At 70.5% G+C, this 11,154-nt stretch carries 8 protein-coding genes; 4 read left to right on the top strand and 4 right to left on the bottom strand.

What is annotated here, in order from left to right:
- Positions 1–140: 140 nt before the first annotated feature.
- Both AX692_RS18545 and AX692_RS18550 read left to right on the top strand, forming a co-directional pair.
- Positions 141–1,643: a S10 family peptidase gene (locus tag AX692_RS18545; RefSeq protein WP_073973618.1), complete on the top strand. Its 1,503-nt coding sequence runs from the start codon at positions 141–143 to the stop codon at positions 1,641–1,643.
- A complete protein-coding gene (locus tag AX692_RS18550) occupies positions 1,640–2,215 on the top strand; it encodes a hypothetical protein (protein WP_073973617.1) in 576 nt (191 codons plus the stop codon). The genes AX692_RS18545 and AX692_RS18550 overlap by 4 nt, the downstream gene beginning before the upstream one ends.
- On the opposite strand, the gene AX692_RS18555 is transcribed toward AX692_RS18550, so the two are convergent.
- Entirely contained in the window at positions 2,201–4,276 is a 2,076-nt protein-coding gene (locus AX692_RS18555) for a protein-disulfide reductase DsbD family protein (RefSeq protein WP_155644883.1), read from the bottom strand. The genes AX692_RS18550 and AX692_RS18555 overlap by 15 nt on opposite strands.
- Positions 4,277–4,326: 50 nt before the next feature.
- Between AX692_RS18555 and AX692_RS18560 the strand changes: the two genes are divergently transcribed.
- On the top strand, positions 4,327–5,562 hold the full coding sequence (locus tag AX692_RS18560) for a UbiH/UbiF/VisC/COQ6 family ubiquinone biosynthesis hydroxylase (protein WP_073973616.1): 1,236 nt from the start codon (positions 4,327–4,329) through the stop codon (positions 5,560–5,562).
- 30 nt (positions 5,563–5,592) lie between these two features.
- Here the strand turns inward: AX692_RS18560 and AX692_RS18565 are convergent, their stop codons facing one another.
- Complete coding sequence (locus AX692_RS18565; RefSeq protein ID WP_073973616.1) at positions 5,593–6,828, bottom strand: UbiH/UbiF/VisC/COQ6 family ubiquinone biosynthesis hydroxylase; 1,236 nt, start codon at positions 6,826–6,828, stop codon at positions 5,593–5,595.
- Positions 6,829–6,878: 50 nt separating this feature from the next.
- On the opposite strand from AX692_RS18565, the gene AX692_RS18570 reads away from it, so the two are divergent.
- Positions 6,879–8,954 carry a protein-disulfide reductase DsbD family protein gene (locus AX692_RS18570; RefSeq protein WP_155644883.1) on the top strand — a complete coding sequence of 692 codons (2,076 nt, stop codon included), beginning with the start codon at positions 6,879–6,881 and terminating at the stop codon, positions 8,952–8,954.
- Here the strand turns inward: AX692_RS18570 and AX692_RS18575 are convergent.
- A complete protein-coding gene (locus tag AX692_RS18575; protein WP_073973617.1) occupies positions 8,940–9,515 on the bottom strand; it encodes a hypothetical protein in 576 nt (191 codons plus the stop codon). The genes AX692_RS18570 and AX692_RS18575 overlap by 15 nt on opposite strands.
- Entirely contained in the window at positions 9,512–11,014 is a 1,503-nt protein-coding gene (locus AX692_RS18580; RefSeq protein WP_073973618.1) for a S10 family peptidase, read from the bottom strand. Before AX692_RS18580 ends, AX692_RS18575 begins: the two co-directional genes overlap by 4 nt.
- Positions 11,015–11,154: the final 140 nt, after the last annotated feature.

The raw sequence follows: 11,154 nt of genomic DNA, 5'->3' as shown, positions 1-11,154 counted from the left end.
GTCGGTCTGCGAGGGCGCGGCGCAAGAGCCGCGCCCGCCGCGCCCTCGCAGACCGACTGCGGCGGAACCGGGGATGCCCGCCGCGCCTGACCGGCGCGGGGCTTGAACGCGCGTCACAAGCCTGTCACTCCCCTTCCCCCATGAACGCCCGATTCCTTGGCCTGCTGGCTGCCGCCGGCACTCTCGCCCTCATTGCCCCCGCCCTCGCGCAGGATGCGCCCAAGATGGAGGCCGCCGCCAAACCTTCGCCCGAGGCGCAGGTGCGCTCGCGCGATCTCGTCGGCACCTTCGGGGGGCAGCGCATCGCCTACAAGGCGACCATTGCCGACACGATCCTGTCGGACGAGGCAGGCAAGGCCGAGGCGGTGATCGTCACCACCTCCTATGTGAAGACCCCGGCAGACCCCAACCGCCCGGTGTTCTTCCTCTTCAATGGCGGGCCGGGCTCGGGCTCGGTGTGGTTGCAGATGGGCGCTTTCGGGCCCAAGCGCGTCGCCATCCCGAGCGATGCGAGGGACGACGGCGCGCCGCCCTACCCGTTGCTCGACAATCCCGACAGCCTGCTCGATGTCGCCGACCTCGTGTTCATCGACCCGCCGGGGACGGGGTTCAGCTATCTGACGCCGGGAACCGATCCCAAGAAGTATTACGGGTTGCGGCAGGACGCGCGCGCCGTCGCGCAGGTGATCCGGCGCTGGCTTGCCGATAATGGCCGCTGGGCCTCGCCGAAATACCTCGGCGGCGAGAGCTACGGCACCAGCCGCACGGCGATGGTCGTGGATGAGCTGGAAGGCTCGACCTACAATGATGTCGGATTGAACGGGCTGGTGCTGATCTCGACAATTCTCGACTTCGCGGGCCGCGAACCCACGCCGGGCAACGAGCTCGCCTATATCGTCACCCTGCCCAACATGGCCGCCGCCGCCTGGTATCACGGCAAGGTCGAGGCGCCGTCGGTGGAGGCGATCGTGGCCGAGGCGCGGGCCTTCGCGATCGGGCCTTTCGCCACCGCGCTTCTGAAGGGCGAGGACTTGCCCGCCGAGGAACGCGCGGCGGTGAGGAAGGAACTCGCCCGCCTCACCGGCCTTTCCGAAACCTATCTCGATCAGGCCAACCTGCGCGTCACCGACCAGCGCTTCTACAAGGAGCTGCTGCGCGACCGGGGGCTCACCATCGGGCGGCTCGACGCGCGCTACACCGGCAAGGACTACGACAATGCCGGCGAGACGCCCGATGACGATCCGAGCTTCTACGGGATCGACGCGGGCTACACCGCCGCGATCAACATCTGGTCGCGCGAGACGCTGGGCTACCGGACCGACCGCCACTACCAGGCGATCGGCAATGTCGGCGGGCAGTGGGACTGGTCGCTGGGCGGCGGGGGGCGCGGGGCCTATCTCAACATCGCCCCGCTGATCGGCCAGGCGATGCGCCAGAACAGCGGCCTCAGGGTGTTCAACGCGCAAGGCTATTACGATTTCGCCACGCCCTTCTTCGGCGCGGAATATTCCCTGAAGCGCGCCGGGATACCGCAGGACCGGATCACGTGGAAATATTACGGCGCAGGGCACATGATGTATGTCCGCGACGAGGACCGGGCGAAGCTCTCGGCCGACATCCGCGACTTCATCCGCGCGCGATGAGGGGGCCGCTCGCGCTCGCTGCGCTCGGCCTCGCGGGTCTGGCGGGGTGCAAGCCGCCGCCGACCGACAGCGCTGCGGCGCGGGTCTCGCTGCTCGCACCGGTCGACGGCCCCTCGGCCCCGATCGCCTCGCCCGACGTGACCGGCGCGGTGTGGGCGAGCACGGCCAACCCCTTGCGGCTGGTCTACGGCGTGCCGGGCCAGCCGGTGCTGCTCGCGCTCGAGTGCCTCGATCCCGGGGGCGCCGAGGCACGGCTGAAGATCACCCGCCACGCCCCCGCCGATCCGGGCGCGAGCGCGCTCCTCGCGCTGATCGGCAACGGCTATATCGGGCGCTTTCCCGTCGAGGCGGCGAGCCTCAGGGGCCAGCGGGTGTGGGCGGGCGAGGTGCCCGCGCTCACCCCTGAATGGGACGCCTTGAAGCCCGAGCGCGAGGCGACGGTGACGGTGCCGGGTGCGGGGCTGGTGCGGCTCAACCCGAGTCCGTTGCCGATGGCGCTGGTCGAGGCGTGCCGGGGCGAGCCGGAGCCGCCGGAGCCGGTCATCCCGCCGACGGGATCAGCGGCCCGCTGAGGCCTTCTCCGCCAGCAGATCGGGGGTCAGCACCTGCGGCAATTGCTCGGGGCTGGCAGCGCCGGGCGCATACCACAGGTAGAGCGGCACGCCCGCCGCGCCCTGCTCGGTCAGGAACTGCGTGATCGCCGCATCGCGCCGCGTCCAGTCGCCCACGATCGTCACCACCCCCGCCTTCTCGAAGGCCGCACGGGTGCTCTCGCGCTCGATCGAGGAGGCCTCGTTGACCTTGCAGGTCACGCACCAGTCGGCAGTGAAGTAGAGGAACACCGGCTTGCCACTCGCACGCGCGGCGGCGAGCGTATCGGCACTGAAGGCTTGCGGCGCAAGGATGCTCTCGTGCACCTCGCCCGCCTTGGCCTCGTAGACATTGGGCAGCGCAATCAGCGCAAAGGCGAGGAAGGGCGCGGCGACCAGCCCGAAGGCGGGCCACGCCATCTTGCCCCCGCGCTGCAGCTTGCCGACCACGAACAGCGCCAGCAGCACGCCTGCCACCAGCACCAGCGCGATGATCCCGAAGCTGCGCCCGCCCAGCTGCACCGTCAGCCACACCAGCGCCAGCGCGGTGAGGCCCATCGGGATCGCCATGATCCGCCGGAAGCGCTCCATCCACGCGCCGGGCTTGGGAAGCCTGCGCCGCAAGGGCGGCACGAAGCCGAGCAACAGGAAGGGCAGCGCCAGCCCCAGCCCCAGCAGCGCGAAGAGCAGCAGCGCCTGCGGCACCGGCAGCAGCAGCGCCGCGCCCAGCGCCGCCGCCATGAACGGCCCGGTGCACGGCGTCGCCACGAAGGCCGCGAGCAGCCCGGTCGCGAAGGCCCCGGTCTTCTCGCCGCCCATGCTCACCGAGATCGCAGGGAGTTCGAACAGCCCGGCGAAGTTGGCAGTGATCGCGGCGGCGAGCACCAGCAGGCCGACGACGACGCCGGGCTGCTGCAACTGGAACGCCCAGCCGACCTGCTCGCCCGCCGCCCGCAGCGCGAGCAGCGCCGCGCCCAGCGCCACGCAGGCAAGCACCACGCCCGCGGTATAGGCGAGCCCCTCGGCGCGCGCCTTGGCCTCGCTCTCCCCGGCGCGGGCGAGCGCGATCGCCTTGAGGCTCAGGATCGGGAAGACGCAGGGCATGATGTTGAGGAGAAGGCCGCCGAGCAGCGCGCCCAGCACCAGCGTCCAGAGCGGCGGGGCGGCGGTGTTCCTCGGCCCCGCCACCTGCTCGCCCCCGGTGGGCACCGTGCCGAGATCGGCGGCGAAGCGCACCCCGCTCCCGTCCCCGAAAGCGAGGATGCCGGACAGCGCCTCGGCCTTGCCCGACCCGAACTCGTCGAGCGGGATCTCTGCGATCAGCAGGTCGCCCTTGCGCCGGAAGGTCTGCGCGGCGGAATAGGAGACGAGCTGCTTGTTGGCGATGAAGACATAGGGATCGGCAAGCGCCACGCTCTCAGGGATCGGGATCGCCACCCGCAGCGTCTTGCCCGAAATCGCGAAGGCCGCGCGTGCATCGAGCAGCGGCGCGGCCTCGGCCCGCCAGCGCGCGAAATCGCCGCCCGCCGCCGCAGACAGCCGCGCGAATTGCGGCACGCAGATCTGGTCGGTGCAGGCGAGGTAATCGACCGTGCCCCCGACCGGCCCGGTAAAGTTCTTGACGCTCGGCCCCGGGGTGACCGGCACCAGCACGGTGTAGGGGCCTTCATAGACGTGGTTCATCAGGCCCGCGACCACCAGCCGCTTGGGCACCGGATAGCGCGCCTCGCCCACTTCCCAATCGGGCGGCAAGTCGAGCGCAAGCACCATCCCCGCCCCCGCATCGCCGGGGTTCGACCAATAGCCGTGCCACTCCGGCCCCTTGGGCACGAAATGCAGCGCGAGCAGCCACTCCTTGCCCTCGGCAGGCGCGCCTTCGGCATGGAGGGTGACCGCGATATTGTCCGACCCGATCAGCGGATCGGGCGAGGCGCTCTGCTGCGCATGGGCGGGCGCGCCGAGCAGCGCGATGCTTGCGAGGAGTGCAAGCAGCCATGCAGCGAATTGACTGGTCAGGTTCGTGAAGATTCTTGCGTGGCGCACGGGCAACCCTCTAGGCTTGACGCGCCCTATTCGCAATCGGAGCCGCCTCGGTGACAGCAAGATCAGACAATTCCCCCGCGCCCCGCGATCTCGTCATTCTGGGCGGCGGGCTGGTGGGCATGACGCTGGCGCTGGCGGCGGCGAGGAAGGGCCTCTCCAGCCACGTGATCGACCGCGCCGATCCGGCCGAGCTGACCGCGGAAGGCTTCGACGACCGCGCCACCGCGATCTCGACCGCGAGCTGGCACCTGTTCGCCAATATCGGCATCGCCGAGGGGCTCGAGCAATTCGCCTGCGACATCGCCAGCATCGCGGTGACCGACCAGCAGAAGCCCGGCCGCCTCGATTTCGTCCCCGGCGAGGGTGACGGCACGCTCGGGCGGATGTTTCCCAACCGCCGGCTCCGGCTGGCGCTGTTCGAGGCGGCGGCGAGGGAGCCGCTGATCGAATGGACCCCGCTCGCCACGGTCGTCGAGCGCCAGCGCTCCGAATATGGCGTTGCCGCGGTGCTCTCCGACGGGCGCAAGTTCAGGGGCGCGCTGATGGTCGCTGCCGAAGGCCGCCAGTCGCCGACCCGCGATGCGGCGGGCATTGCGATCGCCAAGTGGGACTACAAGCACCGCGCGATCATCTGCGGCCTCACCCACGAAAAGCCGCACGGCAATGTCGCGTGGGAGATCTTCTACCCCGCCGGGCCCTTCGCGCTGCTCCCCTTGAACGACGATGCCGACGGCACCCACCGCTGCTCGCTGGTGTGGACCGTTTCGGAGAGAGATGCGGCAGGGGTGATGAAGCTCGGCGACCGCGCTTTCCTCGCCGAGGTCGAGAAGCGGATGGGCGGGGTGCTGGGCAAGGTGCTGAGCGTCGGCCACCGCTCGTCCTATCCGCTGGGCTTCCACCACACCGCCAAGATCACCGCCGAGCGCCTCGCGCTGATCGGTGACAGCGCCCACGGCATCCACCCGATTGCGGGACAGGGCCTCAACCTCGGCCTGAGGGACGTGGGCGCGCTGGTCGAGGTGCTGGCCGAGGGCGCGCGGCTGGGGCTCGATCCGGGCGACCCCGAAATCCTCAAGCGCTACGAGAACTGGCGCGGGCTCGACAGCTTCATGGTGGCGCTGGCGACCGACGGGCTGACGCGGCTGTTCGGCGTCCCCGGCAGCGCGGCGAGCGCGGTGCGGCGGCTCGGCATGGCGGCGGTGCAGCGCACGCCGCTGCTCAAGCAGTTCTTCATGGACGAGGCGCGCGGGGTCTCGGGCGATCTGCCGGAATTGCTGCGGGGGTGACTTAGCCCTTCCCCGCGGGGAAGGGCTAAGTCACCCCCGCAGCAATTCCGGCAGATCGCCCGAGACCCCGCGCGCCTCGTCCATGAAGAACTGCTTGAGCAGCGGCGTGCGCTGCACCGCCGCCATGCCGAGCCGCCGCACCGCGCTCGCCGCGCTGCCGGGGACGCCGAACAGCCGCGTCAGCCCGTCGGTCGCCAGCGCCACCATGAAGCTGTCGAGCCCGCGCCAGTTCTCGTAGCGCTTGAGGATTTCGGGGTCGCCCGGATCGAGCCCCAGCCGCGCGCCCTCGGCCAGCACCTCGACCAGCGCGCCCACGTCCCTCAGGCCGAGGTTGAGGCCCTGTCCCGCAATCGGGTGGATGCCGTGGGCGCTGTCACCGATCAGCGCGAGGCGCTCGGCGGTGATCTTGGCGGTGTGGTGGAAGCCCAGCGGATAGGACGAGCGGTGGCCGACGCTCAGCACCTTGCCCAGCACCCCGCCCATCCGCTTCTCGACCTCGGCGAGGAAAGCGCGGTCGCCGAGCTTCATCACCCCTGCCGCATCTCTCTCCGAAACGGTCCACACCAGCGAGCAGCGGTGGGTGCCGTCGGCATCGTCGTTCAAGGGGAGCAGCGCGAAGGGCCCGGCGGGGTAGAAGATCTCCCACGCGACATTGCCGTGCGGCTTTTCGTGGGTGAGGCCGCAGATGATCGCGCGGTGCTTGTAGTCCCACTTGGCGATCGCAATGCCCGCCGCATCGCGGGTCGGCGACTGGCGGCCTTCGGCAGCGACCATCAGCGCGCCCCTGAACTTGCGCCCGTCGGAGAGCACCGCGGCAACGCCATATTCGGAGCGCTGGCGCTCGACGACCGTGGCGAGCGGGGTCCATTCGATCAGCGGCTCCCTCGCCGCCGCCTCGAACAGCGCCAGCCGGAGCCGGCGGTTGGGAAACATCCGCCCGAGCGTGCCGTCACCCTCGCCGGGGACGAAATCGAGGCGGCCGGGCTTCTGCTGGTCGGTCACCGCGATGCTGGCGATGTCGCAGGCGAATTGCTCGAGCCCCTCGGCGATGCCGATATTGGCGAACAGGTGCCAGCTCGCGGTCGAGATCGCGGTGGCGCGGTCGTCGAAGCCTTCCGCGGTCAGCTCGGCCGGATCGGCGCGGTCGATCACGTGGCTGGAGAGGCCCTTCCTCGCCGCCGCCAGCGCCAGCGTCATGCCCACCAGCCCGCCGCCCAGAATGACGAGATCGCGGGGCGCGGGGGAATTGTCTGATCTTGCTGTCACCGAGGCGGCTCCGATTGCGAATAGGGCGCGTCAAGCCTAGAGGGTTGCCCGTGCGCCACGCAAGAATCTTCACGAACCTGACCAGTCAATTCGCTGCATGGCTGCTTGCACTCCTCGCAAGCATCGCGCTGCTCGGCGCGCCCGCCCATGCGCAGCAGAGCGCCTCGCCCGATCCGCTGATCGGGTCGGACAATATCGCGGTCACCCTCCATGCCGAAGGCGCGCCTGCCGAGGGCAAGGAGTGGCTGCTCGCGCTGCATTTCGTGCCCAAGGGGCCGGAGTGGCACGGCTATTGGTCGAACCCCGGCGATGCGGGGGCGGGGATGGTGCTTGCGCTCGACTTGCCGCCCGATTGGGAAGTGGGCGAGGCGCGCTATCCGGTGCCCAAGCGGCTGGTGGTCGCGGGCCTGATGAACCACGTCTATGAAGGCCCCTACACCGTGCTGGTGCCGGTCACCCCGGGGCCGAGCGTCAAGAACTTTACCGGGCCGGTCGGGGGCACGGTCGATTACCTCGCCTGCACCGACCAGATCTGCGTGCCGCAATTCGCGCGGCTGTCTGCGGCGGCGGGCGGCGATTTCGCGCGCTGGCGGGCCGAGGCCGCGCCGCTGCTCGATGCACGCGCGGCCTTCGCGATTTCGGGCAAGACGCTGCGGGTGGCGATCCCGATCCCTGAGAGCGTGGCGCTTGCCGATCCCTATGTCTTCATCGCCAACAAGCAGCTCGTCTCCTATTCCGCCGCGCAGACCTTCCGGCGCAAGGGCGACCTGCTGATCGCAGAGATCCCGCTCGACGAGTTCGGGTCGGGCAAGGCCGAGGCGCTGTCCGGCATCCTCGCTTTCGGGGACGGGAGCGGGGTGCGCTTCGCCGCCGATCTCGGCACGGTGCCCACCGGGGGCGAGCAGGTGGCGGGGCCGAGGAACACCGCCGCCCCGCCGCTCTGGACGCTGGTGCTGGGCGCGCTGCTCGGCGGCCTTCTCCTCAACATCATGCCCTGCGTCTTCCCGATCCTGAGCCTCAAGGCGATCGCGCTCGCCCGCGCCGGGGAGAGCGAGGCCAAGGCGCGCGCCGAGGGGCTCGCCTATACCGCGGGCGTGGTGCTTGCCTGCGTGGCGCTGGGCGCGGCGCTGCTCGCGCTGCGGGCGGCGGGCGAGCAGGTCGGCTGGGCGTTCCAGTTGCAGCAGCCCGGCGTCGTCGTCGGCCTGCTGGTGCTCGCCGCCGCGATCACTGCCAACTTCGCCGGGCTGTTCGAACTCCCTGCGATCTCGGTGAGCATGGGCGGCGAGAAGACCGGGGCCTTCGCGACCGGGCTGCTCGCGGCCTTCGTGGCGACGCCGTGCACCGGGCCGTTCATGGCGGCGGCGCTGGGCGCGGCGCTGCTGCTGCCGGTGCCGCAGGCGCTGCTGCTCTTCGCGCTGCTGGGGCTGGGGCTGGCGCTGCCCTTCCTGTTGCTCGGCTTCGTGCCGCCCTTGCGGCGCAGGCTTCCCAAGCCCGGCGCGTGGATGGAGCGCTTCCGGCGGATCATGGCGATCCCGATGGGCCTCACCGCGCTGGCGCTGGTGTGGCTGACGGTGCAGCTGGGCGGGCGCAGCTTCGGGATCATCGCGCTGGTGCTGGTGGCAGGCGTGCTGCTGGCGCTGTTCGTGGTCGGCAAGCTGCAGCGCGGGGGCAAGATGGCGTGGCCCGCCTTCGGGCTGGTCGCCGCGCCCTTCCTCGCCTTTGCGCTGATTGCGCTGCCCAATGTCTACGAGGCCAAGGCGGGCGAGGTGCACGAGAGCATCCTTGCGCCGCAAGCCTTCAGTGCCGATACGCTCGCCGCCGCGCGTGCGAGTGGCAAGCCGGTGTTCCTCTACTTCACTGCCGACTGGTGCGTGACCTGCAAGGTCAACGAGGCCTCCTCGATCGAGCGCGAGAGCACCCGTGCGGCCTTCGAGAAGGCGGGGGTGGTGACGATCGTGGGCGACTGGACGCGGCGCGATGCGGCGATCACGCAGTTCCTGACCGAGCAGGGCGCGGCGGGCGTGCCGCTCTACCTGTGGTATGCGCCCGGCGCTGCCAGCCCCGAGCAATTGCCGCAGGTGCTGACCCCCGATCTGCTGGCGGAGAAGGCCTCAGCGGGCCGCTGATCCCGTCGGCGGGATGACCGGCTCCGGCGGCTCCGGCTCGCCCCGGCACGCCTCGACCAGCGCCATCGGCAACGGACTCGGGTTGAGCCGCACCAGCCCCGCACCCGGCACCGTCACCGTCGCCTCGCGCTCGGGCTTCAAGGCGTCCCATTCAGGGGTGAGCGCGGGCACCTCGCCCGCCCACACCCGCTGGCCCCTGAGGCTCGCCGCCTCGACGGGAAAGCGCCCGATATAGCCGTTGCCGATCAGCGCGAGGAGCGCGCTCGCGCCCGGATCGGCGGGGGCGTGGCGGGTGATCTTCAGCCGTGCCTCGGCGCCCCCGGGATCGAGGCACTCGAGCGCGAGCAGCACCGGCTGGCCCGGCACGCCGTAGACCAGCCGCAAGGGGTTGGCCGTGCTCGCCCACACCGCGCCGGTCACGTCGGGCGAGGCGATCGGGGCCGAGGGGCCGTCGACCGGTGCGAGCAGCGAGACCCGCGCCGCAGCGCTGTCGGTCGGCGGCGGCTTGCACCCCGCCAGACCCGCGAGGCCGAGCGCAGCGAGCGCGAGCGGCCCCCTCATCGCGCGCGGATGAAGTCGCGGATGTCGGCCGAGAGCTTCGCCCGGTCCTCGTCGCGGACATACATCATGTGCCCTGCGCCGTAATATTTCCACGTGATCCGGTCCTGCGGTATCCCGGCGCGCTTCAGGGAATATTCCGCGCCGAAGAAGGGCGTGGCGAAATCGTAATAGCCTTGCGCGTTGAACACCCTGAGGCCGCTGTTCTGGCGCATCGCCTGGCCGATCAGCGGGGCGATGTTGAGATAGGCCCCGCGCCCCCCGCCGCCCAGCGACCAGTCCCACTGCCCGCCGACATTGCCGATCGCCTGGTAGTGGCGGTCGGTCCGGTAGCCCAGCGTCTCGCGCGACCAGATGTTGATCGCGGCGGTGTAGCCCGCGTCGATCCCGTAGAAGCTCGGATCGTCATCGGGCGTCTCGCCGGCATTGTCGTAGTCCTTGCCGGTGTAGCGCGCGTCGAGCCGCCCGATGGTGAGCCCCCGGTCGCGCAGCAGCTCCTTGTAGAAGCGCTGGTCGGTGACGCGCAGGTTGGCCTGATCGAGATAGGTTTCGGAAAGGCCGGTGAGGCGGGCGAGTTCCTTCCTCACCGCCGCGCGTTCCTCGGCGGGCAAGTCCTCGCCCTTCAGAAGCGCGGTGGCGAAAGGCCCGATCGCGAAGGCCCGCGCCTCGGCCACGATCGCCTCCACCGACGGCGCCTCGACCTTGCCGTGATACCAGGCGGCGGCGGCCATGTTGGGCAGGGTGACGATATAGGCGAGCTCGTTGCCCGGCGTGGGTTCGCGGCCCGCGAAGTCGAGAATTGTCGAGATCAGCACCAGCCCGTTCAATCCGACATCATTGTAGGTCGAGCCTTCCAGCTCATCCACGACCATCGCCGTGCGGCTGGTGCCGTAGCTCTCGCCGCCGAGGTATTTCGGCGAGGCCCAGCGGCCATTATCGGCAAGCCAGCGCCGGATCACCTGCGCGACGGCGCGCGCGTCCTGCCGCAACCCGTAATACTTCTTGGGATCGGTTCCCGGCGTCAGATAGCTGAACCCCGTCCCCGGCGGGTCGATGAACACGAGGTCGGCGACATCGAGCAGGCTGTCGGGATTGTCGAGCAACGGGTAGGGCGGCGCGCCGTCGTCCCTCGCATCGCTCGGGATGGCGACGCGCTTGGGCCCGAAAGCGCCCATCTGCAACCACACCGAGCCCGAGCCCGGCCCGCCATTGAAGAGGAAGAACACCGGGCGGTTGGGGTCTGCCGGGGTCTTCACATAGGAGGTGGTGACGATCACCGCCTCGGCCTTGCCTGCCTCGTCCGACAGGATCGTGTCGGCAATGGTCGCCTTGTAGGCGATGCGCTGCCCCCCGAAGGTGCCGACGAGATCGCGCGAGCGCACCTGCGCCTCGGGCGAAGGTTTGGCGGCGGCCTCCATCTTGGGCGCATCCTGCGCGAGGGCGGGGGCAATGAGGGCGAGAGTGCCGGCGGCAGCCAGCAGGCCAAGGAATCGGGCGTTCATGGGGGAAGGGGAGTGACAGGCTTGTGACGCGCGTTCAAGCCCCGCGCCGGTCAGGCGCGGCGGGCATCCCCGGTTCCGCCGCAGTCGGTCTGCGAGGGCGCGGCGGGCGCGGCTCTTGCGCCGCGCCCTCGCAGACCGAC

The sequence above is a fragment of the Erythrobacter donghaensis genome (assembly GCF_001557325.1).
GTDB lineage: Bacteria > Pseudomonadota > Alphaproteobacteria > Sphingomonadales > Sphingomonadaceae > Erythrobacter > Erythrobacter donghaensis_B.
Note: the sequence above shows the minus strand (reverse complement) of the source record. Positions and strands in the feature narration are given on the sequence as shown.